General features: G+C 70.2%; 27 protein-coding genes. 16 read left to right on the top strand and 11 right to left on the bottom strand.

Annotation, left to right across the window (positions count from 1 at the left end):
- The first annotated feature begins 256 nt into the window (after positions 1-256).
- On the top strand, positions 257-931 hold the full coding sequence (gene hpf / locus ACWPQI_RS15725; protein WP_010594743.1) for a ribosome hibernation-promoting factor, HPF/YfiA family: 675 nt from the start codon (positions 257-259) through the stop codon (positions 929-931).
- 209 nt (positions 932-1,140) lie between these two features.
- Positions 1,141-3,942: a preprotein translocase subunit SecA gene (gene secA, locus ACWPQI_RS15720; protein ID WP_051009385.1), complete on the top strand. Its 2,802-nt coding sequence runs from the start codon at positions 1,141-1,143 to the stop codon at positions 3,940-3,942.
- 40 nt (positions 3,943-3,982) lie between these two features.
- Here the strand turns inward: secA and ACWPQI_RS15715 are convergent, their stop codons facing one another.
- Positions 3,983-4,486 carry an Rv3235 family protein gene (locus ACWPQI_RS15715; RefSeq protein WP_010594741.1) on the bottom strand — a complete coding sequence of 168 codons (504 nt, stop codon included), beginning with the start codon at positions 4,484-4,486 and terminating at the stop codon, positions 3,983-3,985.
- A 196-nt stretch (positions 4,487-4,682) separates the two neighbouring features.
- Between ACWPQI_RS15715 and ACWPQI_RS15710 the strand changes: the two genes are divergently transcribed.
- The 6 genes from ACWPQI_RS15710 to ACWPQI_RS15685 all read left to right on the top strand — a co-directional run bounded on the left by ACWPQI_RS15710 (position 4,683) and on the right by ACWPQI_RS15685 (position 10,859).
- Positions 4,683-5,141 carry an HAD-IA family hydrolase gene (locus ACWPQI_RS15710; RefSeq protein WP_010594740.1) on the top strand — a complete coding sequence of 153 codons (459 nt, stop codon included), beginning with the start codon at positions 4,683-4,685 and terminating at the stop codon, positions 5,139-5,141.
- Complete coding sequence (locus ACWPQI_RS15705; protein WP_010594739.1) at positions 5,138-6,550, top strand: WS/DGAT/MGAT family O-acyltransferase; 1,413 nt, start codon at positions 5,138-5,140, stop codon at positions 6,548-6,550. Before ACWPQI_RS15710 ends, ACWPQI_RS15705 begins: the two co-directional genes overlap by 4 nt.
- 3 nt (positions 6,551-6,553) lie before the next feature.
- Positions 6,554-7,066 carry a DUF6912 family protein gene (locus ACWPQI_RS15700; protein WP_010594738.1) on the top strand — a complete coding sequence of 171 codons (513 nt, stop codon included), beginning with the start codon at positions 6,554-6,556 and terminating at the stop codon, positions 7,064-7,066.
- Positions 7,067-7,163: 97 nt separating this feature from the next.
- The gene (locus ACWPQI_RS15695; RefSeq protein ID WP_017679566.1) at positions 7,164-8,294 is read left to right on the top strand and encodes a ferredoxin reductase; all 1,131 of its coding nucleotides are present in this window, start codon (positions 7,164-7,166) and stop codon (positions 8,292-8,294) included.
- 35 nt (positions 8,295-8,329) lie between these two features.
- Positions 8,330-9,562: a fatty acid desaturase family protein gene (locus ACWPQI_RS15690; protein ID WP_017679565.1), complete on the top strand. Its 1,233-nt coding sequence runs from the start codon at positions 8,330-8,332 to the stop codon at positions 9,560-9,562.
- Between the two features lie 61 nt (positions 9,563-9,623).
- Complete coding sequence (locus tag ACWPQI_RS15685; RefSeq protein WP_048770748.1) at positions 9,624-10,859, top strand: fatty acid desaturase family protein; 1,236 nt, start codon at positions 9,624-9,626, stop codon at positions 10,857-10,859.
- A gap of 134 nt (positions 10,860-10,993) precedes the next feature.
- Here ACWPQI_RS15685 and rsgA read toward each other — a convergent pair whose 3' ends face one another.
- The 3 genes from rsgA to ybaK all read right to left on the bottom strand — a co-directional run bounded on the left by rsgA (position 10,994) and on the right by ybaK (position 13,853).
- Positions 10,994-12,013 (bottom strand): ribosome small subunit-dependent GTPase A, encoded by a 1,020-nt coding sequence (rsgA, locus tag ACWPQI_RS15680; RefSeq protein ID WP_040272459.1) that lies wholly within the window; start codon positions 12,011-12,013, stop codon positions 10,994-10,996.
- Positions 11,980-13,248 carry a 3-phosphoshikimate 1-carboxyvinyltransferase gene (gene aroA / locus ACWPQI_RS15675; RefSeq protein WP_010594731.1) on the bottom strand — a complete coding sequence of 423 codons (1,269 nt, stop codon included), beginning with the start codon at positions 13,246-13,248 and terminating at the stop codon, positions 11,980-11,982. Before aroA ends, rsgA begins: the two co-directional genes overlap by 34 nt.
- 107 nt (positions 13,249-13,355) lie before the next feature.
- Positions 13,356-13,853: a Cys-tRNA(Pro) deacylase gene (gene ybaK / locus ACWPQI_RS15670; protein ID WP_010594730.1), complete on the bottom strand. Its 498-nt coding sequence runs from the start codon at positions 13,851-13,853 to the stop codon at positions 13,356-13,358.
- A 160-nt stretch (positions 13,854-14,013) separates the two neighbouring features.
- Here ybaK and ACWPQI_RS15665 point away from each other — a divergent pair, with 160 nt between their 5' ends.
- Positions 14,014-14,643 (top strand): sigma-70 family RNA polymerase sigma factor, encoded by a 630-nt coding sequence (locus ACWPQI_RS15665; RefSeq protein ID WP_010594729.1) that lies wholly within the window; start codon positions 14,014-14,016, stop codon positions 14,641-14,643.
- Complete coding sequence (gene rsrA / locus ACWPQI_RS15660) at positions 14,640-14,921, top strand: mycothiol system anti-sigma-R factor (RefSeq protein WP_010594728.1); 282 nt, start codon at positions 14,640-14,642, stop codon at positions 14,919-14,921. Before ACWPQI_RS15665 ends, rsrA begins: the two co-directional genes overlap by 4 nt.
- A gap of 66 nt (positions 14,922-14,987) precedes the next feature.
- Here rsrA and ACWPQI_RS15655 read toward each other — a convergent pair whose 3' ends face one another.
- Positions 14,988-15,062, bottom strand: coding sequence for a 50S ribosomal protein bL37 (locus tag ACWPQI_RS15655; RefSeq protein ID WP_022597109.1), 75 nt, complete (start codon positions 15,060-15,062; stop codon positions 14,988-14,990).
- Between the two features lie 96 nt (positions 15,063-15,158).
- On the opposite strand from ACWPQI_RS15655, the gene ACWPQI_RS15650 reads away from it, so the two are divergent.
- Together ACWPQI_RS15650 and ACWPQI_RS15645 are read left to right on the top strand one after the other, a co-directional pair.
- On the top strand, positions 15,159-15,374 hold the full coding sequence (locus ACWPQI_RS15650) for a biotin/lipoyl-binding carrier protein (protein WP_003939128.1): 216 nt from the start codon (positions 15,159-15,161) through the stop codon (positions 15,372-15,374).
- A gap of 17 nt (positions 15,375-15,391) precedes the next feature.
- Positions 15,392-16,870, top strand: a complete 1,479-nt coding sequence (locus ACWPQI_RS15645) for a sensor histidine kinase (protein WP_040272462.1) — start codon at positions 15,392-15,394, stop codon at positions 16,868-16,870.
- A 102-nt stretch (positions 16,871-16,972) separates the two neighbouring features.
- Here ACWPQI_RS15645 and ACWPQI_RS15640 read toward each other — a convergent pair whose 3' ends face one another.
- Entirely contained in the window at positions 16,973-17,227 is a 255-nt protein-coding gene (locus ACWPQI_RS15640; protein WP_003939130.1) for a WhiB family transcriptional regulator, read from the bottom strand.
- Between the two features lie 224 nt (positions 17,228-17,451).
- A complete protein-coding gene (locus ACWPQI_RS15635; RefSeq protein ID WP_010594726.1) occupies positions 17,452-18,402 on the bottom strand; it encodes a diacylglycerol/lipid kinase family protein in 951 nt (316 codons plus the stop codon).
- Between the two features lie 47 nt (positions 18,403-18,449).
- Between ACWPQI_RS15635 and ACWPQI_RS15630 the strand changes: the two genes are divergently transcribed.
- Positions 18,450-18,878: a hypothetical protein gene (locus ACWPQI_RS15630; protein ID WP_010594725.1), complete on the top strand. Its 429-nt coding sequence runs from the start codon at positions 18,450-18,452 to the stop codon at positions 18,876-18,878.
- On the opposite strand, the gene ACWPQI_RS15625 is transcribed toward ACWPQI_RS15630, so the two are convergent.
- The gene (locus ACWPQI_RS15625) at positions 18,848-19,348 is read right to left on the bottom strand and encodes a GNAT family N-acetyltransferase (RefSeq protein WP_102031290.1); all 501 of its coding nucleotides are present in this window, start codon (positions 19,346-19,348) and stop codon (positions 18,848-18,850) included. The two genes, ACWPQI_RS15630 and ACWPQI_RS15625, sit on opposite strands and share 31 nt — an antisense overlap.
- 93 nt (positions 19,349-19,441) lie before the next feature.
- Between ACWPQI_RS15625 and ACWPQI_RS15620 the strand changes: the two genes are divergently transcribed.
- Entirely contained in the window at positions 19,442-20,230 is a 789-nt protein-coding gene (locus ACWPQI_RS15620) for a ParA family protein (RefSeq protein ID WP_102031961.1), read from the top strand.
- 18 nt (positions 20,231-20,248) lie between these two features.
- Here ACWPQI_RS15620 and ACWPQI_RS15615 read toward each other — a convergent pair whose 3' ends face one another.
- Both ACWPQI_RS15615 and ACWPQI_RS15610 read right to left on the bottom strand, forming a co-directional pair.
- Positions 20,249-21,466: an Rv3212 family protein gene (locus ACWPQI_RS15615; RefSeq protein WP_010594722.1), complete on the bottom strand. Its 1,218-nt coding sequence runs from the start codon at positions 21,464-21,466 to the stop codon at positions 20,249-20,251.
- A 9-nt stretch (positions 21,467-21,475) separates the two neighbouring features.
- The gene (locus ACWPQI_RS15610) at positions 21,476-23,092 is read right to left on the bottom strand and encodes a DEAD/DEAH box helicase (protein ID WP_010594721.1); all 1,617 of its coding nucleotides are present in this window, start codon (positions 23,090-23,092) and stop codon (positions 21,476-21,478) included.
- Positions 23,093-23,304: 212 nt separating this feature from the next.
- Between ACWPQI_RS15610 and ACWPQI_RS15605 the strand changes: the two genes are divergently transcribed.
- Both ACWPQI_RS15605 and ACWPQI_RS15600 read left to right on the top strand, forming a co-directional pair.
- Entirely contained in the window at positions 23,305-24,003 is a 699-nt protein-coding gene (locus ACWPQI_RS15605) for a ferritin-like fold-containing protein (RefSeq protein ID WP_026137492.1), read from the top strand.
- Between the two features lie 46 nt (positions 24,004-24,049).
- Entirely contained in the window at positions 24,050-24,280 is a 231-nt protein-coding gene (locus ACWPQI_RS15600) for a DUF3107 domain-containing protein (protein WP_003939138.1), read from the top strand.
- An 85-nt stretch (positions 24,281-24,365) separates the two neighbouring features.
- Here ACWPQI_RS15600 and ACWPQI_RS15595 read toward each other — a convergent pair whose 3' ends face one another.
- Positions 24,366-25,043: an HTH-type transcriptional activator FasR gene (locus ACWPQI_RS15595; RefSeq protein WP_017679558.1), complete on the bottom strand. Its 678-nt coding sequence runs from the start codon at positions 25,041-25,043 to the stop codon at positions 24,366-24,368.
- Positions 25,044-25,298: the final 255 nt, after the last annotated feature.

The following is a 25,298-nucleotide window of genomic DNA, read 5'->3' as shown; positions in this document are numbered from 1 at the left end:
AGCCGGAGGGCCTCGGGGCCGCAGGCCGGGGAGCCGGGAAAGGTGGGGACATCGGTCCCGCCACCAGGTGACGACGGCGTGAAATTGAGCGGAACGGTGGCACTCCCCGCCGTTCCGTACTACCGTCGCCCTCAGACCCGAAAACACAGGTAGCGGGCGCAAAACGCCCTTCAGCCGTCGTGTCGGGCGGAGCGCATCTCGCGCTCGTCGATCATGCCGGCGCGCGAGCTGCGCCGGCCGTACTCGGGAGGTACGAGTGACGATCCCTTCGAAGTCCAAGGTTCCCGCTCCAGAGACCGAAGCCGGTACTGCGGAGTCCAACGGTCCCCGCGCCGACGTCGTCGTCAAGGGGCGCAACGTCGAGGTCCCGGATCACTTCCGGGTCTACGTGTCCGAGAAGCTCGCTCGGCTCGAACGTTTCGACCCGACGATCTTCCTGTTCGACGTCGAGTTGCAGCACGAGCGCAACCGCCGGCAACTGAAGAGTTGCCAGCGAGTCGAGATCACCGCTCGGGCCAAGGGGCCGGTGGTGCGTGCGGAGGCATCCGCGGACAGCTTCTACGCTGCCTTCGAGTCCGTGACGGACAAGCTCGAGGCGCGACTGCGCCGCACGAAGGACCGCCGCAAGGTACACCACGGGGAGAAGACCCCTGTCTCGGTGGCCGAGGCCACGGCTGAACTCGCCAGGGACGACTCGCTCGGGATATCGCCGGAGATCTCGCTGGACCAGTACGAGCCCGAGCCGTCCGGGCCGGGCCGGATCGTGCGAACGAAGGAACACACCGCCGAGCCGATGACCGTCGACGACGCGCTGTACGAGATGGAGCTGGTCGGTCACGACTTCTACCTGTTCCACGACAAGGAGACCGACAGCCCGTCCGTCGTCTACCGCCGGCACGCGTTCGACTACGGGTTGATCCGGCTCGTGTGACGACTGCGCCGCCCGGCGGCGGCACCGTGCGTGCCACCCCGCCGATCGGTCGCCCGTGGTCACCTCGTCGAAAGACCGCCTACCATGGAATCCGGCCGGGGTCGATACAGGCCTCGGCCGGATTTTCGTTGTCCGTGCTGTACCCGAGATTGAGGACGAACACGCCCGTGCTGTCGCTGTCGAAGCTGCTCAGAGTCGGTGAAGGTCGCATGGTCAAGCGGCTCAAGCACATCGCCGACCACGTCGATTCCCTCTCACCCGAGTTCGAGTCCCTGACCGACGAGCAGTTGCGGGCCAAGACGGACGAGTTCCGTCGTCGCTACCAGGCGGGTGAGACCCTCGACGAGTTGCTGCCCGAGGCGTTCGCCACAGCGCGCGAGGCGTCGTGGCGAGTGCTGGGCCAGAAGCACTACCCCGTTCAGATCATGGGCGGCGCGGCGCTACACTTCGGCAACATCGCCGAGATGAAGACCGGTGAGGGCAAGACCCTGACCTGTGTGCTGCCGGCCTACCTCAACGCCATCGCCGACGAGGGCGTGCACGTGGTGACGGTCAACGACTACCTCGCCAAGCGCGACTCCGAGTGGATGGGCCGGGTGCACCGGTCCCTCGGTCTCGAGACGGCGGTGATCCTGTCCGGTCTGACGCCCGCCGAGCGGCGCACCGCGTACGCCGCCGACATCACCTACGGCACCAACAACGAGTTCGGCTTCGACTACCTGCGCGACAACATGACGCACTCGCTCGACGATCTCGTGCAGCGCGGCCACAACTTCGCGATCGTCGACGAGGTCGACTCGATCCTCATCGACGAGGCCCGGACGCCGCTGATCATCTCCGGCCCGGCCGACGCGTCGAGCAAGTGGTACGCCGAGTTCGCGCGGATCGCGCCGCTGCTGAAGAAGGACGTCCACTACGAGGTGGACATCAAGAAGCGCACCATCGGCGTGCACGAAGCGGGGGTCGAGCTGGTCGAGGACCAGCTCGGCATCGACAACCTGTACGAGGCGGCCAATTCGCCGCTGGTGAGCTACCTCAACAACGCGATCAAGGCCAAGGAGCTGTACCAGCGCGACAAGGACTACATCGTCCGGGACGGCGAGGTGATCATCGTCGACGAGTTCACCGGCCGCATCCTCGTCGGACGTCGCTACAACGAGGGCATGCACCAGGCCATCGAGGCCAAGGAACGGGTCGAGATCAAGGCGGAGAACCAGACGCTCGCCACGATCACGCTGCAGAACTACTTCCGCCTCTACGACAAGCTCTCCGGCATGACGGGCACCGCCGAGACCGAGGCCGCGGAGCTGCACCAGATCTACGAGCTCGGGGTGATCCCGATCCCGACCAACAAGCCGATGGTCCGCGCGGACCAGGGCGACCTGATCTACAAGACGGAGACGGCGAAGTTCGCGGCCGTCGTCGACGACGTCGCCGAGCGGCATGCCAAGGGGCAGCCGGTCCTGATCGGCACCACCAGCGTCGAACGCTCCGAATACCTGTCCGCGCAGTTCACCAAGCGCGGCATTCCGCACAACGTGCTCAACGCCAAGTTCCACGAGCAGGAGGCGACGATCATCGCCGAGGCCGGGCGGTCCGGCGCGGTGACCGTCGCGACCAACATGGCCGGCCGCGGTACCGACATCGTGCTCGGCGGCAACCCCGACATCCTCGCCGACGTGGAGCTGCGCAAGCGGGGTCTCGACCCGGTCCACACGCCCGAGGAGTACGAGGCGGCCTGGGACGAGGCGATCGAGCGGATCAACGCCGAGGTCAAGGCCGACGCCGACAAGGTCAGGGACGCGGGCGGCCTGTACGTCCTCGGCACCGAGCGGCACGAGTCCCGCCGGATCGACAACCAGCTGCGCGGCCGCTCCGGCCGGCAGGGCGACCCGGGTGAGTCGCGCTTCTACCTCTCGCTCGGTGACGAGTTGATGCGCCGTTTCAACGGCGCGGCACTCGAATCGATCATGACGCGCTTGAACCTGCCGGACGACGTGCCGATCGAGGCGAAGATGGTCTCGAAGGCCATCAAGAGCGCCCAGACCCAGGTCGAGCAGCAGAACTTCGAGATCCGCAAGAACGTCCTGAAGTACGACGAGGTGATGAACCAGCAGCGCACCGTCATCTACGACGAGCGTCGCCGCATCCTGCGCGGGGAGGACCTCGAAGGCCAGGTCGAGCACATGATCACGGATGTGGTCACCGCCTACGTGGACGGCGCCACCGCAGAGGGCTACGTCGAGGACTGGGACCTCGAGCAGCTGTGGACGGCCCTGCGAACCCTCTACCCGGTGGGCCTCGATCACAAGGAGCTCGCCACCTCCGCGGACGGCGAACCCGCGGATCTCAGCCGGGAGGAACTGCGCGAGGCGTTGCTGAAGGACGCGCACGCCGCGTACGCCCGCCGTGAGGCGGAGATCGACGCCATCGCCGGTGAGGGCGGCATGCGCGAGCTCGAGCGTCGGGTCCTGCTCTCGGTGCTCGACCGCAAGTGGCGCGAACACCTCTACGAGATGGACTACCTCAAGGAGGGCATCGGCCTGCGGGCGATGGCCCAGCGCGACCCGCTCGTGGAGTACCAGCGCGAGGGCTACGACATGTTCGTCGGGATGCTCGAGGGCCTGAAGGAGGAGTCCGTCGGATTCCTGTTCAACCTGCAGGTCGAAGCCGCGCAGGCGCAGCCGGGCCCGGGCGGCGGCGTCACCGCCGCGTCCGCGGCGGCCACCGCGCAGGCCGCCCCCACCCTGACGAAGCCGGCTCCCGCCCCGGCGGCCCCCGCGCCGGCTCCGGCACCCGCGCCCGCCCCGGCGACGCTGCGTGCGAAGGGCCTCGACGAGGACGACGACCGCAGTCTCACCTACACCGGGCCGGCCGAGGACGGCAGTGCCCAGGTTCGGCGCAGTCCCGCGACGTCGTCGCCGGCCGCGTCCGCACCCGGAACGACGGGCACCCGTCGGCAACGCCGGGAGGCGGCACGCAAGCAGTCCAAGGCGCAGCGCCGCCGCTGACGATGCGTCCGGGCCGGAGGTTGCCGGCCCGGACGCACGGTCAGCCCAGCCACACCGTGGTGAGCAGCCATCCGTGCGGCGTCCGGCGTGAGACGGGGTGGCGCGAGATGCGGCCGGCCAGCGCGAACACGCGATGGCCGCGGCCGTAGGAACCGAACAACTCGGCGGTGTCGGCGTCCACCGCACGCAGCCGGGTCCGCAGGAGCACCGCCGTCCCCGGATCGCTCGTCTTCGCGCCGACGGCAACGGTCGCATGCAGCGACGGATGGAGCACGGCAGCGAGCTGGGGCTCGGGACGGCGCCGGTCGGCCACTTCGAGGATCAACCGAGCCGCGAGGTCGGCGAATCGGCGTGCCGCCGGATCGACCTCCGGCAGTGGCCGCCCGATCGGCGGCACGGCCTTCACATGCATCGAACGGCCGTCGTGCGGGGTGAGGCGCCGCCTCGTGTGCCGGCGGTGTGGTCCGGCCGGACAGCACCGCTGCACCGGCGGCTCGAACGGAGCGATGCGTCGGACGTAGTGGGCGTCGTGCTGAGGGGTCATCGATTCTCCCGGTTCCGAGGGACGCCGTCGGCGCGGAACGGCCGACGGCGGGTGCGTAGACCCCGGGAGAGGACGGAGCCGCCGGTCATGGTGCCACATCCGTCTCGCCGTGTCGCCGTGTCGCCGTGTCGCCGTGTCGCCGTGTCGTTCGGGTCGTTGCATCGCCTGACCGGTGCGCGCGAACTAGGGTGGGGCGATGCGTGGACTGGTGCTCGATTTCGGTGGGGTGCTCGCGGGCCCCGGCACGGACGCGGCCGCGCTCGGCGGGATCCTCGCCGAGGTGCGCCGGCGCGGCGTGCGCACCGCGATCCTCAGCAACGATCCGGGTGGCCCCGCGGCCGCACCCCTGCGCGATCTGGGGCGGGGCCGGCTGGTGGACGAAGTGGTGCTGTCCGCGGACGTGGGCACCGCGAAACCCGATCCGCGCAGCTACCTGGCGGTGGCCCGGCGTCTCGGGCTCGAACCGTCGGCGTGTGTGTTCGTCGACGACCTGCGGGTGAACGTGGACGGTGCGGTAGCCACGGGAATGGTCGGCGTGCATCACGCCGATGCCGCCGAGGTGGTGGCGGAACTGACGGTGCTGTTCGGTCTCGACGAGCCGTCGCAGGCCGGAGCGGCTCGACGGGACGAGGACGAGAGGGATGCGGGGCGATGACCCACCGGATGTCGGCTCAGGACGCGTCGTTCTACTTTCTGGAGACGAGCAATACGCCCATGCACATCGGGTCGCTCGCCATCCTGGAGCAGCCGAGCGGCGGGCTCGACTACGAGGACGTGCTGCGGCTCGTGGAGCGCCGGCTGGCCGCGGTGCCGCGGTATCGGCAGAAGGCGCGCGAGGTCGCCCTCGGCCTGGCGCGTCCGGTGTGGGTCGACGACCGCGACTTCGACATCACCTATCACGTGCGGCGGTCGGCGCTGCCGCGGCCCGGCTCCGAAACGCAGCTGCACGAGCTGTTGGCCCGGTTGATCTCCCGTCCGCTCGACCGCTCCCGGCCGCTGTGGGAGATGTATCTCGTCGAGGGCCTCGCCGGCGACCGGTGCGCCCTGTTCACCAAGACCCACTCGGCGCTGGTGGACGGCGATCAGGCGCTCGAGATCGGGCAGGTGCTGTTCGAGCCCACCGAGACTCCCCGGGTGGATCCGGAGGAATTGTGGATGCCGGAGCCCGAGCCGAGTGACTCGGCGCTGCTGCTCGGCGCGCTCGCCGAGCTGGTGGCCAGGCCCGGTGAGGCGGTGTCGGGAGTGCGGGCGGCCGTCGGCGATCTGGCCGCGACGGCCGGGGAGGCGCTGGACGTGGTGGGCCGGCTGGCGCGCACCGCCGCCCAGTCCGCGCCCGACAGCCCGTTGAACGCCCCGATCTCCCGTAACCGCCGGTTCGCGGTGGTCAAGGCGGACCTCGAGTTGTACCGGAAGATCCGGGCGCGCTACGGCTGCACCGTCAACGACGTCGTGCTGGCGGTGATCGCGGGGGCGCTGCGGTACTGGCTGCTCTCCCGCGGGGAGCCGCTGACGGAGGCGACGGTGGTCCGGGCGATGGTGCCCATGTCGGTCTACGCGGAGGACCCGGACGTGCCGGAGGCGGGCCGGGAGGAATCCGAGACGGGTCCGCGCGGCGAGGTCTCGACCTTTCTGGTCGACCTCCCGGTGGGGGAACCGAACGCGGTCGTCCGTCTGTCCCACATCTCGCACGCCGGGGAGGCCTACTCTCGGCAGGGCCGCCGGGTCCCGGCGCGGTCGATGATGCGACTGTCCGGGTTCGCGCCCGCGACCATGCATGCCGTCGGGGCTCGTGTCGCGAGCGGATTCTCTCAGCGCATGTTCAACCTGATGATCACCAACGCGCCGGGCCCGCAGCATCCCCTCTACCTCGCCGGGGCCCGGGTCCTCGAGATGTATCCGATCTCGCCCCTGCTGAAGAATCAGGCGCTGAGCGTCGCGTTGACGTCGTACGACGGCAACGTCTACTACGGTCTCAATGCGGACCGCGACGCCATGCCCGATGTGGAGGTGCTGACGTCGCTGCTGCACGAGTCGCTCGAGGAGTTGTTGGATGCCAGTAGGTGAGTTGTGACACGGGTGTACGTACCGGCGACCATCGAGACGTTGAAGCGGTTGGTCGCCGACAGTGAGTTCGAGGCGGTGAGCGGCACCGCGTTCGCGGTCACCCCGGCGCTGCGCGAGGCGTACACCTCCGGTGACGACGAGGAACTCGCCGAGGTCGCGATGGCCGAGGCCGCCCGCGCCTCGTTGCGGCTGCTCGCCGGCCGGGCCGACGACGACCCGCCGCCCGAGTTCGGCCTGCGCCGGGTGGTGGTGGCCGCGGACGTCGACGGCGTCACCCTGCGTCCCGACCTCGACGACGCGGTGGTCCGGCTGCCCGGTCCGGTGCCGCTGTCCGCGGTGGCGTCGGTGCATGTGGACCTCGCCACTGCGGAACCGGACATCGCCCGGGCCCTGCCGGTCGTCGATGCGGCCGACCTCGGCGACGAGGAGGCGGAGTTCGTGCTGGGCGACGCCGAGGACCACGAACTCGCCTGGTACGCCACGCAGGAGCTGCAGTTCCTGCTCGAGCTGCTCTGACCCCGCGAGTGTGATCACCGTCTCGGCCCAACCTACGCCTCCGTAGGGAACTGGTAACCTACGGAGGCGTAGCCCCTGGACGAGGAGAAGTGATCGGATGGGTCTGAAGGACTGGATCGAGCGGCCGGCGGCGCACGTCGCGACGAAGGACCGATCCGTGTCGAACATCCTGCGTGGTGCGGCCGCGCGGCTGACGACACCCCTCCTTCCCGACGACTACCTGCACCTCGCCAACCCCCTGTGGTCGGCGCGCGAGCTGCGTGGACGCATCGTCGAGGTCCGCCGCGAGACCGCGGACTCCGCGACACTCGTCATCAAGCCCGGCTGGGGCTTCGACTTCGGATACGCGCCGGGCCAGTACATCGGCATCGGGTTGCACGTCGACGGCCGCTGGCACTGGCGTTCGTACTCACTGACGTCCTCGCCCACGTGGGACCGCAAGCTCATCTCGATCACCGTCAAGGCCATGACCGACGGGTTCCTCTCGACCCACCTCGTCAGCGGCGTGCCCGCCGGCACGATCGTGCGGCTCGCCGAGCCCAAGGGCGAGTTCGTCCTGTCCGACCCCCCGCCGGCGAAGATCCTGTTCCTCACCGCGGGCAGCGGCATCACCCCGATCATCTCGATGCTGCGCACCCTCGACCGCCGGTCCGTGCAGGCCCATGCCGAACTGCCCGATGTGGTGCACGTCCACTCGGCGCCCACCGCCGCCGAGGTGATGTTCGCCGACGAGATCGCCCGATTCGGGGCGGATCACGAGCAGTACCACCCGTACGTGCGCCTGACGCGGGAGCAGGGCAAGTTCGCCCTCGCCGAGCTCGACACCGTGTGCCCCGACTGGCGGGAGCGTCAGGTGTGGGCGTGCGGACCGCAGGCGATGCTCGACGACATCGACCGGTTCTGGGACTCCGCGGGCCTGTCCGAGCGGCTGCACCTGGAACGCTTCGCCGTCTCCCGCGCGGACACCTCCGGCGCCGGCGGGACGGTGACCTTCGCCAAGTCCGGCAAGACCGTCGCCGTCGACGGTGCGACGACCCTGCTCGAGGCCGGTGAAAGCGCCGGCGCGCTGATGCCGTTCGGCTGCCGGATGGGAATCTGTCAGACTTGTGTGGTGCCCTTGGAGAAGGGGCATGTCGTCGACCTCCGGTCCGGCAAGGAACACGCCGAGGGGGAGCGGGTACAGACCTGCATCTCCGCGGCTGCCGGAGACTGCACGCTCGGCGCCTGACGCACTACCCACCCGTTCCAGGGGGAAGGACCCCGGTGGCAATCACCGACATCACCGAGTTCGCTCACCTCACCGACGCGGACATCGAGGAACTCGGCCGCGAGTTCGACGCGATCCGTCGCGACATCGAGGACGCCCGAGGGCTGCGCGACGCCCGCTACATCCGCAACACCATCCGTCTGCAACGCGTCCTCGAGATCGGCGGTCGCGCGGCGCTGTTCGGCAGCCGCCGGCGTCCGCTGTGGCTGCTCGGCACGGGCCTGCTCTCGCTGTCGAAGATCATCGAGAACATGGAGCTCGGGCACAACGTGATGCACGGGCAGTGGGACTGGATGAACGATCCGGAGATCCACTCGACCTCGTGGGAATGGGATCAAACGGGTCCGTCGCAGCACTGGAAGCGCGCCCACAACTACGCGCACCACACCTACACGAACATCGTCGGGATGGACGACGACGTGGGCTTCGGCATCCTGCGGATGACGCGCGACGAGAAGTGGCGGCCGATCAACCTGCTGCAGCCCCTGGCCAACCTGATCCTCGCAGCCACGTTCGAGTGGGGCATCGCACTGCACGACCTCGATGCCGAGAAGAAGGCTGCCGGGGTGCCGGAAGGCCAGTGGAACTCCCAGCCCACCAAGGACTTCGCGCGCAAGATCGCGCGGCAGCTGGGCAAGGACCTGGTGCTGTTCCCGGCCATGACGGGCCGTGCGTGGCGCAGCACGATCACGGCGAACCTCACGGCGAACCTGGTGCGGAACCTGTGGGCGTACGTGGTGATCTTCTGCGGCCACTTTCCCGACGGCGCCGAGAAGTTCACCGTGGCGCAGTACGAGAACGAGACGCAGGGGCAGTGGTACCTGCGGCAGCTGCTCGGTAGCGCCAACATCGATGCCGGCCCGGTGATGGCCTTCATGACCGGCAATCTGAGTTACCAGATCGAGCACCACCTGTTCCCGGACCTGCCCAGCAACCGCTACCCCGAGATCGCGGAGCGGGTCCGCGCGCTGTGTGCGAAGTACGACCTGCCGTACACCAGCGGTCCGCTCGGTAAGCAGTACCTGCTCGCGCTGCGCACGATCCACAAGCTGGCACTGCCGGACGCGTGGCTGCGGGCCACGTCGGACGACGCCCCGGAGACCTCCTCCGAGCGCAAGTTCCGGCGTCCCGATCTGCCGCGGGTGCGGTCGGTGGGGGAGCGTCGTGAGGGGCTCGCGACCGCGCTGCGGACCCTGCGGGCCGCCAAGCGCGCCACCCGCCGGAAGTGATCTGCCGCACAAGCTACATCTCCGTAACCTACGGATTCGTAACTTACGGTACGGTAGGCGCATGGCCATTTCGGACATCAAGGAGTACGCGCACCTCACCGAGGCGGACGTCGAGGCCCTCGGCCGGGAGCTCGACGCCATCCGGCGGGACATCGAGGACTCCCGCGGCGAGCGCGACGCCCGCTACATCCGCAACACGATCCGACTGCAGCGCGGCCTGGAGCTGAGTGGGCGTGCGGTGCTGTTCGGCAGCCGCCGGCGGCCGCTGTGGCTGCTCGGTGCGGGCCTGCTCGGCCTCTCGAAGATCGTCGAGAACATGGAGCTCGGGCACAACGTGATGCACGGGCAGTGGGACTGGATGAACGATCCCGAGGTCCACTCCGTCCACTGGGAGTGGGACAACGCCGACCCGTCCGCGCACTGGAAGCAGACCCACAACTACCTGCACCACAAGTACACCAACATCCTCGGCATGGACGACGACGTGGGATACGGCCTGCTGCGGGTGACGCGCGACCAGCGCTGGCAGCCGTTCAACTACGGCAACATCGTCTACAACGCCCTGCTCGCCCTGCTGTTCCAGTACGGCGTCGCGGTCCAGCACCTCGAACTCGGCAAGGTCGCCAAGGGCCGCGACGACCGCGCCGAGACCAAGCGCAAGCTGCGCGAGGTGGGGGACAAGATCGGTCGCCAGATCGCCAAGGACTACGTGGTCTATCCGGCGCTGACGGGTAAGGCGTGGAGGTCCACGCTCACCGCGAACATGACGGCCAACGTGATCCGCAATCTGTGGACCAACGCGGTCATCTTCTGCGGGCACTTCCCCGACGGCGCCGAGAAGTTCACCAAGGCCGACGTCGACAACGAGACGCAGGCGCAGTGGTACCTGCGCCAGATGCTCGGCAGCGCCAACATCTCCGGCGGCCCGGTCATGGACTTCATGACCGGCAACCTGAGCTACCAGATCGAACACCACCTGTTCCCGGACCTGCCGTCGAACCGGTACGCCGAGATCGCGGTGCGGGTGCGCGAGCTGTGCGACAAGTACGACCTGCCGTACACCACCGGCCCGCTCGCCGTGCAGTACTTCAAGTCCTGGCGCACCATCGCCAAGCTGTCGCTGCCGAACAAGTACCTCGCGGACACCCCGGACGCGGCCCCGGAAACCGCGTCCGAGCGCGGCTTCGGCGGCACCGCCGTCGTGGACCCTGCGACCGGCCGGCGCCGCGGCCTGGCCACCGCGATCCGCGAGAACCGCCGGGTCCGCGGCGTGCGCCGTCTCCTCGGCATGCGCTGATCCCGAATCCACACCGAGCGCCCGGCGTCCCTGTGACACCGGGCGCTCGGCGTCCCTGTGACACCGGGCGCTCGGCGTCCCTGTGACACCGGGCGCTCGGCGTCCCTGTGACACCCGGCGTCCGGGGACCGGGCTCACCAGGATTCGTTGGCGGCGATCGCGGTCAGCAGTGTGCGCACCGCCATCGCGCGGCGCCCGGACTTGCCCTCGAGGGCGTCGAGTGCGCACTCGGGGTCCGCGGGCGGGCCCAGGTGGGTGCAGCCACGGGGACAGTCCTCCACCGCGTCGGCGAGATCCGAGAACGCGGCGATCACGTCGTCGGCATCGATGTGAGCGAGCCCGAACGACCTGATCCCGGGGGTGTCGATCACCCACCCGCCGCCCGGCAACGGCAGCGCCACCGACTGCGTGGAGGTGTGCCGGCCCTTCCCGACCCCCGAGACCTCGCCGGTGGCGCGGTCGGCATCCGGGACGAGCCGGTTGACCAGAGTGGACTTTCCCACGCCGGAATGGCCGATCAGCGCGGTCGACCTGCCCGCCAGCATCGCCGTCAGCTCCGACAGGTCCTGCTCGCGGCCCGCCAGCACCACGGGAACGTCCAGATCCGCGAACTGCGCCGTGAACTCCCCGGGATCGGCCAGATCGCTCTTCGTCAGGCACAGCACCGGTTCCAGCCCGCCCGCAAACGCGGCGACCATGGACCGTTCGACCAGCCCGGTCCGCGGCGGCGGATCGGCCAGTGCGACGACGATCAGCAGCTGCTCCGCGTTGGCCACGACGATCCGCTCGAACGGGTCGGTGTCGTCGGCGGTGCGGCGCAACACCGTGGTGCGTTCCTGTACCCGCACGATGCGCGCAAGCGTGTCGGGCCGCCCCGACAGGTCCCCGACCACCGCGACCCGATCCCCGACGACGACAGGGGTACGGCCGAGCTCCCGGGCCCGCATCGCGACGACCGGCCGCGCGGGATCACCCTCCAGCACGCAGCCCCACCGGCCACGGTCGACGGAGACGACCATCGCTTCGACGGCGTCCCGATGGGCCGGCCGGTCCTTCGTGCGCGGCCGCGAGCCCTTGCCCGGACGGATCCGGACGTCGGTCTCGTCGTAGGTCCGCCGGCTCAGGAGCGCGCTCCCCTCAGCATCCCGGCCCACAGCTCGGGGAAGCCGGGCAGGGTCTTGGCCGTCGTGCCGATGTCCTCGACCTCGATGCCGTCGACGACGAGTCCCACGATCGCGCCCGCCGTCGCCATCCGGTGATCCGCATACGAATGCCAGCGTCCGCCGTGCAGCGGCGCGGGCACGATGTGCAGGCCGTCCGCAAGCTCGGTGGCGGAACCGCCGAGCTTGCCGAGCTCCGTGACCAGGGCGGCCAGGCGGTCCGTCTCGTGCCCGCGCAGGTGGGCGATGCCCCGCAGCGTGGACGGGGTGGTCGCCAGCGCCGCGAGTGCGGCGACCGTGGGGGCGAGCTCGCCGACGTCGTGCAGGTCGACGTCGAGGCCGCGCAGATGCTTCGGGCCTCGCACGGTGAGCGTTCCGTCGGACAGTGCGACGTCGGCACCCATCTGCTCGAGGATTCCGCGGATCGCGTCGCCGGCCTGGGTGGTGCGCTGCGGCCATCGCGGCACCGACACCGTGCCGGCCGTGACGGCCGCGGCCGCCAGGAACGGGGTCGCGTTGGACAGGTCGGGCTCGACGACCCGGTCCACGGCGCGGACCGGGCCCGGTGCGACCCGCCAGGTGTCGGGCACGGACGTGTCGACCGTCACCGCGGACTCGCGCAGCATCTCGACGGTCATGTCGATGTGCGGCATGGACGGCACGGCCGCCCCGGCGTGCCGCACCGTGACGCCCTCGACGAACGCGGCGGCGGAGAGCAGCAGACCCGAGACGAACTGTGACGACCCCGACGCGTCGATGGTGACGGTGCCGCCGCGCAGGGAGCCGCGCCCGCGCACGGTGAAGGGCAGGGTGTCGCCGTCGACGTCGGCGCCGAGCGAGCGCAGGGCCTCGAGGACGGTGCCCATCGGGCGGGTACGCGCCTGCTCGTCACCGTCGAAGAAGACGTCGCCGTCGGCCAGCGCCGCGAGGGGCGGCACGAATCGCATCACCGTTCCCGCCAGGCCGCAGTCCACCCGGGCGCCGTGCAGCCGGCCGGGGATGACGTGCAGCGTGGTGCCGTCGTCTCGCTCGTCGATCGTCGTGCCCAGTCCGCGCAGGGCCGCGATCATCAGGTCGGTGTCGCGACTGCGCAGCGCACCGGTCACGGTGGACGGGCCGTCCGCGAGCGCAGCGAGGATCAGGGCGCGGTTGGTGATCGACTTGGACCCGGGCAGCGTGACGGAACTGTCGACGGGTGACTCGGCTCGGGGCGCACTCCACGGATTCACCCGTCCATCTTCGCCTATCCGCAGCCGGCAGCCACCTGCCACACCCCGCGGCCGGGTGCGGTCCGCGGCGCGGGTGGTCGGCGCGGCACCTCCCGGGCGCCCCCGCATCAGGCCCCGGCGGTGATCGGCGCCACCACTGCTCCCGTGAGCCGCACCAGGTCCGCCGGGGCGAGTTCGATCTCGAGGCCGCGGCGTCCGGCGCTGCACAGGACCCGGTCCCACTGGTGCGCGGAGGCGTCGACGGCGGTGCGCAGCCGGCTGCGCTGACCCAGCGGTGAGATTCCCCCGAGGACGTAGCCGGTGGCGCGTTCGGCGTCGCTGCGTTCGGCCATGACCGCCTTGCCGCCCCCGAGGGCGGCCGCGGCCGCCTTCAGCGACAGCGTCGCCGGGACCGGGATCACGGCCACCGCGAGCTTGCCGTCGGAGAGCTTGATCACGAGGGTCTTGAAGATCTGGGCGGGGGCCACCCCGAGCCGCTGCCCGAGGAGCTCGACGGCCTCGGAACCGAACGAGCCGGCTCGCGGGTCGTGCGGGTACTCGTGGACGCGGTGGGTGACTTTCTCGCGTGTCAGCAGCGTGGTCGCGGGAGTGGAGGTCGAGGCCATGCGCGTCAATGTAGGGAACAAGCACCCACCCTGTCGTGTTGATTCCGGGTGGCCGCCACGATCGGCGTGGCCGGTGACCGAGAGCGAGGAGTGCCGCGTGCCTGTGCTGTGCCCGTCCCGGCCGGTAGCCTTCACGGATACGGCAAGTGAAGGGATCGGTGTGGTCGAGGAGTCTGGTACGGAACTGGCCGAACGGTTCGAGCGGGATGCATTGCCCCTGCTCGATCAGCTCTACGGCGCGGCGCTGCGGATGACCCGCAACCCCGCGGACGCGGAGGATCTGGTTCAGGAGACGTATATCAAGGCGTTCTCCGCCTTCTCCTCGTTCAAGGAGGGGACCAATCTCAAGGCGTGGCTGTACCGCATCCTGACGAACACCTACATCAACTCCTACCGCAAGAAGCAGCGCCAGCCCGCTCAGTACCCCACCGAGGAGATCACCGACTGGCAGCTGGCGGCGACGGCCGAGCACAGCTCCACCGGTCTGCGGTCGGCCGAGGTCGAGGCGCTCGACGCGCTTCCCGACGACGACATCAAGGCCGCGTTGCAGGAGCTGCCCGAGGAGTTCCGGATGGCGGTGTACTACGCCGACGTCGAGGGTTTCCCGTACAAGGAGATCGCGGAGATCATGGGCACGCCCATCGGCACGGTCATGTCACGGCTGCACCGCGGCCGCAAGCAGCTGCGCGGCCTGCTGGCCGATGTCGCGCGGGAGCGAGGATTCAACCGGAGCGGGGCCGTGGACGCTGCTGTCGGACACGGCGTGGACAACAAGGAGGTCTCGAGGTGAGCGAGTCGGCCGACTTCGATCAGCTCGACTGTTCCGCAGTGATCGCGGACGTCTATCTGCTGCTCGACAGCGAGTGCGACGACCGGTCGCGTGAGCGTCTGCAGCGCCATCTCGACGACTGCGGGTCCTGCCTCGAGGCGTACGGGCTCGAATCCCAGCTCAAGTCCCTGCTCAGCCGCAAGTGCGGCGGCGAGCACGCCCCGGAGGGCCTGCGGGAGCGGCTGCTGGTCGAGATCCGGCGGACCGTCGTCGTGACGCGCACCGACGTCCGGGATTGACCACCCGACACGCGTGAGGGGGCCGGAAGCAGCTGCTTCCGGCCCCCTCACGCGTGTGTGCGCGCCTCAGGCGTTGGGACGCTTGCCGTGGTTGGCGGCGTTACCCTTGCGACTGCGCTTCTTGCGGCCTCGCTTACCCATGGTCCGATCTCCTTTCTGGTTCATTACAGTGTTTCACGTGTGGTCCGGTGGCCCTGAAAGCAGGGCCACCGTCTTCTTCGTGGAATGAGGTGCCCGATGGCCGAAGACGTGCGCGCCGAGATGGTCTCCACCGTGTTCGAGGTGGTGGTGCAGGAAGGGGACGTCGTCGCCGAGGGCGACACGCTGGTGATCCTGGAGTCCATGAAGATGGAGATTCCGGTGCTCGCCGAGACGTCGGGCACCGTGACCTCACTGGACGTGGTCGTCGGCGACGTCGTGCAGCAGGGCGACCTCATCGCGGTCATCTCCTGAGTCCGCACGTGCCGCCCGTGTCCACCCTCAGCGCTCTTCTCGCCGAGCACACCGACCTGCCGGGCGGTGCGGTCGACCACCTGCAGCGAGTCGTCGGCGAATGGCAGTTGCTCGCGGACCTGTCCTTCGCGGACGTCCTGTTGTGGGTGAGCGCCGAGCCGAGTGGGGTGGTGTGCGTGGCGCAGTGCCGCCCCACCACCGCATCGACCGTGCTGCCCGAGGACATGGTGGGTTCGGTGGTGTCCGAGCGGGAACACCCGCACGTGTTGCGGGCCCTCGAGACCGGAGTGGTCGTCTCTGCGGACGCGCGGCCCAGCCACGTCGCGCCGCTGCGCCGGCAGGCGGTGCCGGTCCGCTGGGACGGGCAGGTCATCGCCGTTCTGAGCCGCGACGCGGCCACCGTGGCCAGGCGCACCAAGAGCGCCCTCGAGACCGCGTACCTCGAGTGCGCCGACGCCCTGTTCACGATGATCTGCGAGGGCACCTTCCCGACCACGGAATTGCGTTCGGACACCAAGTCGAGCCCCCGCGCGGGCGACGGCTTCATCCGCCTCGACCGGTCCGGCCGGGTGGTGTATGCGAGCCCGAATGCCCTGTCCGCCTACCACCGGATGGGGTTGAACTCCGACCTGCTCGGCCAGAACCTGATCGAGACGACACGCGCGCTGGTGACCGATCCGTTCGAGAGCGAGGACGTCGAGAGCTACCTGCGGGGTGCGGTGCGCGGCAAGCTGGGACGGCCCATGGAGATCGAGGCACGCGGGGCCACCGTGCTGCTGCGTGCGCTGGTGCTCGCGCCCGGCGGCCGGCTCGAGGGTGCGGCGGTGGTCATCCGCGACGTCACCGAGGTCAAGCGGCGCGATCGGGCGTTGCTGAGCAAGGATGCCACGATCCGGGAGATCCACCACCGGGTGAAGAACAACCTGCAGACGGTCGCGGCCCTGCTGCGGCTGCAGGCGCGACGCACCGGCAACACCGAGGCCCGGCAGGCGCTGGCCGAGGCGGTGCGCCGGGTGACGTCGATCGCGCTCGTGCACGAGGCGCTGTCGATGTCGGTGGACGAGGAGGTCGATCTCGACGACGTCGTCGACCGGCTGATCCCCATCGTCGTCGACGTCGCGGCCGTGGGCAGTCAGGTCCGGGTGCGCCGGGAGGGCAGCCTGGGGGTATTCCCCGCCGAGCGGGCGACACCGCTGGTGATGGTGCTCACCGAACTCGTGCAGAACTCGGTCGAGCATGCCTTCGATCCGGGTGCGGCCGGCACCGTGACGCTGCGGGCCGAGCGGTCGGCCCGCTGGCTCGACGTGGTGGTCCACGACGAGGGCAAGGGACTGCCGGAGGGATTCGACCTCGAGAGCTCGGACCGGTTGGGCCTGCAGATCGTCCGCACGCTCGTCGCCGCCGAACTCGGCGGCACGTTGCGGCTCGAGCGGGGCGCGACGACGGGAACGGATGCGCGGCTGCGGGTTCCGCTGGGCCGGGTGGCGCTCGGCTGAGCCCCGGTGGGGAGTCCGGCGGGAACCAGGCCCGCGGAGGCAGGAAGGCCCGGCACCGAAGCGGTGCCGGGCCTTCCCGGAGATCTGTGGCGGTGGGCCGTGTCAGACCGCGGAGCGCGCCCGGGTGCGGGCGTTGCGGCGCTTGAGGGCACGACGCTCGTCCTCGCTCATGCCGCCCCACACGCCCGCGTCCTGACCGGACTCGAGGGCCCACGAGAGGCACTCGGCGGTGACGGGGCAGCGGTTGCACACGAGCTTGGCGTCGGCGATCTGCGCGAGGGCCGGGCCGCTGTTACCGACGGGGAAGAACAGCTCGGGATCCTCGTCGCGGCAGATGGCCTTGTGGCGCCAGTCCATGCTTCTACTCTCCTTCGATAGTGCTCGTCGCACCGGCTGATCGTGGTGGCAAGTTCATGCGTGCGTCGGCAAGTGTTTCCGCGCGGTTACTTGTGAATGCTTTCACGAACCAGCGTGAAGTCAATAGGAATCGACACGACCGTGGGGAAGCTCACGCCGGCTGTGGCCCGTTCCGGGACTCGAACTTCCTTTGTACACCGCGGAACACAAAAATGTAACCCGGGTCACTCCACGGACGGGGTGGGTGCCACGACCTCGAGCACGGCCGGAACCGACACGAACTCCACCTCGGTGCGAAGACCGAGGTAGTCCCCGTCCACCTGCAGGCCGATCGGCCGGCTCGATTCCGCTCGCACCCGTGCGACGTCGTCGACCCGCACCAAGCGGCGGGAGTTCGGATTCCCGTGGCGCGCGAGCAACTGGCGGACCACCCGCAAGCTTGCGAACACCGCCGTCGTCGTCATCGCGAAGACACCGAGCCCGGTGTCGAACGAGGTGCCCGGATTGGTGTGCACCGGGCGCTTGTCCAGATAGGTCCACGGGCTCGAATTGGAGACGAACGCGTAGTACACGCCCGGGATCGGCGGCCGTCCGGGCAGCGTCAGCGTCAGCGCGGGCTCGGCACCCTTGGACTTGAAGAACTGCGTGATCGAATGCACGACGTATCGGGCGGTCGTGACCTTCCGCCCGCCCAGCCGGCTCAGGTCGACGGCCTCGCACACCTGTGCGTCGAGTCCGAGCCCCGCATTGAAGACGAACCACCGGCCGTCGCAGTGGCCGAGACCGATCCGGCGGGTCGTGCGCCGGGCCAGCAGATCGAGCAGTTGCGCGGTCGCCTTCACCGGATCGGCGTCCACACCCAGCGAACGGGCGAAGACGTTGGCCGACCCGCCGGGGACGACCGCGAGCAGCGGGAGCGTGGGGTCGGCAACCCGCTCGGACGGGGTACCGAGCAGGCCGTTGACGATCTCGTTGACGGTGCCGTCGCCGCCGTGCGCGACGACGACGTCCATTCCGTCGGCGTGCGCCGAGCGGGCCAGTTCGGCGGCGTGTCCCCGATGGGTGGTGTGGGCGACGGTGAGGGAGACCCGATCGGCGAGCGCGCGGGCCAACCGGTCGCGACCGGCCGGAGTGGTGGTCGTCGCGTTGGGGTTCACGATCAGCAGTGCGCGCACGGAGCATCAGCCTAAGTGGTCTCGCACGGGTCCACTACGCTGGCCGGGTGTCCACCGAGTCGCCACGCAGCACCGTCCCGTCCACCGTTCGAGCGGCGGGTGGTCTCGTCGTCCTCGAAGGCGTGATCGCGATCGGTTTCGCTGTGGTGTCCGTGGTCCGGGCACTGACGGGCGGGCACGACCAGACGGTCGGAAACGGCTACGGCCTCGCGCTGTGGCTGGGAATCCTGTTCGGTGGCGTGCTCGCGGCCGGGATCGCGCTGTTGCGCGGACAGCGCTGGGGACGGGCCGTGGCGATCGTCGCGCAGCTGCTGTTGCTGCCGGTGGCCTGGTCGCTGCTGACCGATTCCCACCAGGTCGTGCTCGGCATCCTGTTGACCCTGATCGTGGTGCCGGCGCTGGTGCTGCTGTTCAGCCCGCCGACGACGCGCTGGCTGGCCCAGGACTACGCGCCGGATGCCGACGACGCGGCCTGACCCCGGCCGAGCGCGGTGAGCGCCTGCCCGCTGAGACGGAAGGTGGTCCACTCGTCCTGCGGGACCGCGCCGAGCGAACGGTAGAACCCGATCGACGGCGTGTTCCAGTCCAGCACCGACCAGCTCAGGCGGCTGTAGCCGCGGTCGACGCACTCGCGGGCCAGCGCCGCGAGCAGAGCGCGGCCGTGTCCCTGCCCCCGGTGCTCGGGCCGGACGTACAGGTCCTCGAGATAGATGCCGTGCACCCCGTCCCAGGTGGAGAAGTTGCGGAACCACAACGCCATGCCCATCACCGTTCCGTGCGCGTCCTCGGCCACGTGGGCGAACGCGGCGGCATCGGCCCCGAACAACGCCGTGTGCAGCTGCTCGGGCACGACGGTGCACTCGTGGCGGGCCTTCTCGTACTCGGCCAGTTCGTAGACGAGGGCGGTGAGGGCGTCGACGTCGGCGGGACGGGCGCGGCGGATCACGATCGGGCCTTTCGTGAGGTTCGGCGACCCGCCGAAGGGCGGATGTCGCGGTCGATTCTCGCGTTCGGGCGAGTTTTCAGCGAGGATCGACCCGTGACAACGGTACTTGCGGTGGCAAATCAGAAGGGTGGCGTCGCGAAGACGACCACCGTCGCGTCTCTGGCGGCCGCCCTGGCCGGGCTGGGGCAGCGGGTGCTCGTCGTCGACCTGGACCCGCAGGGCTGCCTGACGTTCTCGCTCGGGCACAACCCCGACCGGCTCGAACGGTCGGTGCACGACGTGCTGGTGGGGGCGGCGGAGGCCAAGGAGGTTCTGCTCGATACCGGCGAGGGGTTCACGTTGCTGCCCGCGACGATCGACCTCGCCGGCGCCGAGGCGCTGCTGCTGATGCGGCCGGGGCGCGAGTTCACCCTTCGCCGGGCGCTGGCGCCCCTGCTCGACAGCTTCGACGTCGTCGTGATCGACTGCCCGCCGTCGCTGGGCGTGCTCACGCTCAACGGCCTGACCGCGGCGCAGTCCGTGCTCGTGCCCCTGCAGTGCGAGACCCTCGCGCACCGCGGCGTCGGGCAGCTGCTGCGCACCGTCGCCGAGGTCAAACAGATCACCAACCCGGACCTCGAGCTGCTCGGTGCCCTGCCGACCCTCTACGACGCCCGCACGACGCACAGCCGTGACGTGCTCGCCGACGTCGCCGACCGGTACGACATGCCGGTGCTCGCGCCGCCGATCCCGCGCACCGTCCGCTTCGCGGAGGCGTCGGCGTCCGGAGCCTCGGTGCTGGCCGGCCGGAAGAACAAGGGCGCCGAGGCCTACCGCGTGCTGGCCGAGAACCTGCTCGCCCATTGGCGCGACGGCAAGGAGCTGGTCACCTTCACGTCGTGACCGGTGGCCCGGCCGGGCTCACCGCAGCACCACGACCTGCGGCCCCCGCTGCTCGAGCACCGCACTCCCGGCGACCGCGACGTTCACGACACCGGTCCCGTCGCGCGCGACCGGAATGCGCTGCCGTTCCGTCCCGGTGGCCGGATCGACCACGGCGAGGGCGTCGCGCACCGGAAGCAGCAGCGCTCCGGCCATGGCACTGCCGGTGCCCGTCGTTCCCGGCACCGTCCACTGCGGCACCAGGTCGTCGCCGCCGAGGGCGACGGTCTGCGTGCCCGACCACCACGTGAGGATCGAACCCTGGGCCGTCGCGGGGAACACCGCCTCCGGTGTCGCCGCGGCCGACAGCGGGTGCCGCGCGGTGACCGTGCCCGCGGCGTCGTACACGGCGAGCACGGGCCCGGAGGACGCGGTGGGCGGCAGATACAGCACCGTGCGCTCGCCGGTCACCGCGACGACCCGCGTACCGCCGTCGTCCGGTCCCAGTTCCGGTAGCACCGACGAGGCGATCTCCGCCGGCTGCGAATCGGCCTCGGGGGTCGTCTCGAGCAGCGTCAGGCGGTCGGCTTCCTCACCGGGGCAGCGTTCGACCACCGCAAGCCGGCTGTTGCTCGCCGCGGCCGAGTTCAGCGTGCATCCGCTGCGGGGCTGGGCCCCCGGCACGACGGGCGCGTCCACGCGTCCGTACTCGAGTGTCCGCACGAGATCGGACCGCCACAGTTCGAGACGAGTGTCGCCCCGGGAGATCACGTGGGTGTCGGCAGCGGTGAGGGTCACCGCGTCGTCGGCGTCGCTCGAACGTTGCGCGCCGCGCATTCCCGAGTCGGGAAGGAGCTGGGTGACCTGGCTGCATCCCCGCCGGTCGCGGTAGACCGCGACGGCGGTGCGCCAGTCCTCGACCACACCGCACAGCGGTATGTCGCGGTCGTAGCGCCACAGTTCGGCGCCCGAGTCGAGGGCGCGGCCGGTGACGGTGCCGCCGTCCCCGGTGACCACGACGGCGCCGACCGCGATCGGACGGGACGTCGCGCCGCTGGGGGCGCGCCACGCCTCCGTCAGGGTCGACGGCACGACGGTCGCGGACGGTGGCGGCTCCGGTGCCGCGTCGGTCGTGACGGACACGGTGCCACGCGCATCCGAGCGCAACCAGACGACGCTCGCCGCCGCGACGACCGCGACGGCGAGCACGAGTGCTGCGATCAGATCCGCCCGGGTTCTGCGCTCCGGTGCGATCATCGCGAGCGGCTACTGGGCAGCCGAAGCCGTGACCGTTTCGCTGTTCGCGACGGTGTCGCCGGTCGCGGCGGAACCGCCGCGGCGCCGCCGACGGCGCCGCCGTGCGGGCGCTGTTCCGCTCCCGGACTCCTCGCTCTGCCCCGAGGCGGAACTCGCGCCCGCCGTCTCGGGACCGGTGCCGGAGTGCTCGCCGCCGCCGGTCTCCGGCCGGCCGCCGCGCGTGCGCCGGCGGACCCGGGTGCGCTTGGGTCGTGCCGCATCCTCGGAGCCCTCCTCGCGGGCGGGCCGCTCGGTCGGCGTCTTGCGGACGGTTCCGGTCGTGCCGTCGGGGATGCCCAGCTCCTCGAACAGGTGCGGCGAGCTCGAGTAGGTCTCGACCGGATCGGGCATGCCCAGATCGAGGGCCTTGTCGATGAGCTGCCAGCGCGGAATGTCGTCCCAGTCGACGAGGGTGACGGCGATACCGGTGCGCCCCGCCCGGCCGGTGCGGCCGATGCGGTGGACGTAGGTCTTCTCGTCCTCGGGGCACTGGTAGTTCACGACATGGGTGACGTCGTCGATGTCGATGCCGCGCGCGGCCACGTCCGTGGCGACCAGCACGTCGATCTTGCCCTTGCGGAACTTGTCCAGCGCCTTCTCACGAGCGATCTGCCCCAGGTCACCGTGCACGGCCCCGACGGCGAAGCCGCGCTCGGCGAGCTCGTCGGCGACCTTCTGCGCGGTGCGCTTGGTACGGGTGAAGATCATGGTGGCGCCACGACCCTCGGCCTGCAGCACGCGCGCCACCAGTTCCGCCTTGTCGAGCGCGTGCGCGCGGTAGACGAGCTGGTTGGTGCGCTCGTGCACCGCGGAGGACTCCGGTTCCTCGGCGCGGATGTGTGTCGGGCGGGTGAGGAACGTGCGGGCGAGCGTGATGATCGGCCCGGGCATCGTGGCCGAGAACAGCATCGTCTGGCGACGGTCGGGCACCATGCCGAGGATGCGCTCGATGTCGGGGAGGAAGCCGAGGTCGAGCATCTCGTCCGCCTCGTCCATCACCAGCACGCCGATCTTGCCGAGGATCAGGTGACCCTGGTTGGCGAGGTCGAGCAGCCGGCCCGGGGTCCCCACGACGACGTCGACGCCCTTCTTCAGCACGTCGACCTGCGTTTCGTACGGACGTCCGCCGTAGACGGACAAGATCTTCAGGGCACCGGTGGAGCCGGGGAGGTACTTGGCGGCGTTCTCGAGGTCCTGGGTGACCTGCAGGCACAGCTCGCGCGTCGGCACGATCACCAGCGCGCGGGGCGTGCCGTCGAGGGCGGTGGTGCCGGACTCGGCGGTGGTGAGGCGGTGCAGCAGCGGGACACCGAACCCGAAGGTCTTGCCCATGCCGGTGCGTGCCTGTCCGATCAGGTCGTCGCCGGCGAGGGCGAGGGGGAGCGTCAGCTCCTGGATGGCGAAGGTGCGCTCGATGCCGATCTCGGCGAGAGCGCGGACGATCTCGTCCCGCACGCCCAGTTCGGCGAACGTGGGCGGGGTGTGGGTGGCGTCGAGTTGGGCCGACACCGTGGTTTCGGTGGCGTCGTCTTCGTGGTCGACAGTGATCTTGCTCAGGGGTCTGGCCTTCCTGGTCTCGGCACGCACGCACGAGTGGAGAGGCGACCGGGCCTGCGCCTCAGCGGCCGGTAGGGCTCTGCGAGGCGCGGCAGCGATCTGCGATCGGGTGCGCGCACATCATCGGTGAAGTCCGCGGGGCCGGTGGTCGGCGCCTCGAGGCGCGGCCTTCCGGAACCATTGTACCGGGTGCGAGTGCCGTGAGCCGCGCGGTCGCCGGCCGGGTACTACGCTGTGTCGTCATGGGAGCCGAAACGTCACCGTCACCGTCCCGTCCATCCGCCGCCCCGGTGCGCGTGCCGGCCGACCATCCCGGCGTCGCCGAGCTGTTCGCGGTGCTCGCCTACGGTGAGATCTCGGCCTTCTATCGCCTTGCCGACGATGCGCGGATGTCGCCGAGCCTGCAGGGGCGGGTGGCGTTCGCAAGCATGGCGGCGGCGGAGATGAGCCACTTCGAGACGCTGCACGCCGCCCTGACCGCGCGCGGTGTCGAAATCTACGCGGCGATGGAGCCCTACCGGCGTGCCCTCGACGCCTACCACGCGTCCACGAACCCGTCGAACTGGCACGAGTCGCTGGTCAAGGCATATGTCGGCGACGGCATCGCCGCCGACTTCTACCGCGAGATCGCCGGTACCCTCGCCCCCGAGGTGGCCGAGGTCGTACGAGAGGTGCTCGCCGAGACCGGGCACTCGGAATTCGTGGTGCACGAGGTCCGCGAGGCGGTGCGGCACAGCGCCGCCGACAAGGACCGGCTGATGCTGTGGGGGCGGCGGCTGCTGGGCGAGGCCATCACCCAGGCCCAGTACGTGATGGCCCAGCGGGAGGATCTCACCGATCTGGTGATCGCCGCTACCGGTGATCTCGCCGACATCGCGGCGTTGTTCGACCGGATGCAGCTCGAGCACGCCGACCGGATGGCAGTGCTGGGACTGCACTAATCTGGGCGGGGACAGCTGTAGAGCCCTGAGAGTTCGGAGGTCGACCGTGGAGGTCAAGATCGGTGTTGCGGACAGTCCCCGCGAGCTCACCGTGGTCAGCGAGCAGACGCCCGACGAGGTCGAGTCGCTCGTGACGCAAGCCCTGGCCGGCGACAAGGACGGCGTCCTGACGCTCGTCGACGAGAAGGGCCGCAAGCTCATCGTGCAGGCATCGCGGGTCACCTACGTCGAGATCGGCCCCGCCGACATCCGCAAGGTCGGGTTCGCGGCGAGCTAGAACGACGGCATCACGACGGAAGGGCCGGGGCGACTGCCCCGGCCCTTCCGTCGTTGCGGGCGCGACCCTCGGTCGGCGCCGTCGCTCATCGCCGGCGCAGCTCCGGCTGCAGCGGCACGTGCGACAGACCACCCCAGGCGAGCGCGACCGTGGTGTCGACGGCGTCTTCCTTCGGGATCGGCCGGGCGGCCTCGAGCCAGTAGCGGGCCGTGAACTGGCTGGTGCCGACGAGGCCGACCGCCAGGATGCGCGCCCGGTACGGGTCGAGCCCGGAGTCGTGGCTCACCAGGTCGAACACCGCGTCGACGCACGCCTCGGTGGCCTGCTCCACGCGGTTCGCCACCTGCGGCTCGCCCATCAGATCCGACTCGAACACGAGCCGGAAACCCTGCGAGTCGTTGTCGACGAAGTCGAAGAACGCCTGCACCGCAGCGCGGACGCGCTGCCTGTTGTCGGTGGTCGACCGCAGGGCCTGGCGGACACCGGAGATCAGGCTGTCGACATAGCTCTGCAGTACCGCGCAGTACAGTTCGAGCTTGCCGGGGAAGTGCTGGTACAGCACCGGCTTGCTGACCCCGGCGCACTCGGCGATCTCGTCCATGCCGGCCGCGTGGTACCCGCGGGTGACGAAGACTTCGCTGGCTGCAGCGAGGAGCTGGACCCGGCGCTCGTCCCGCGGCATCCGGGCGCCGCGTCGAGTGCCGGTGCCGTTGCCCGAGCTGGTGGCGCGGCCGGACGATGTCCGGGCTGCGAGTTCGGTCATGTCGCTCCCAATCCGAGATATTCGTCGAAGTGATACCTACCACTACGACGTGCAATCGTCTCTGCACGTTACAGGCCGGGGGCCCTCGAGGTGCGGCGCACCCCTACCCACGAGTATCCCAGCCGAGGGGCTACTGTGCGCGGCGCCACAGCGGCGCGGGGGCGGTCGCGTGCCGCGCTTCGCGACCCGGCACGTCCGGCGACGACCGTGTGAGATTCTGGCAGCCGTGACCGAGCGAGCAGGAGCCGACGTGGC

The sequence above is a fragment of the Rhodococcus sp. LMD genome, assembly GCF_056108245.1.
The sequence above is the reverse complement of the archived record's forward strand: the minus strand, read 5'-3'. Positions and strand labels throughout refer to the sequence as shown.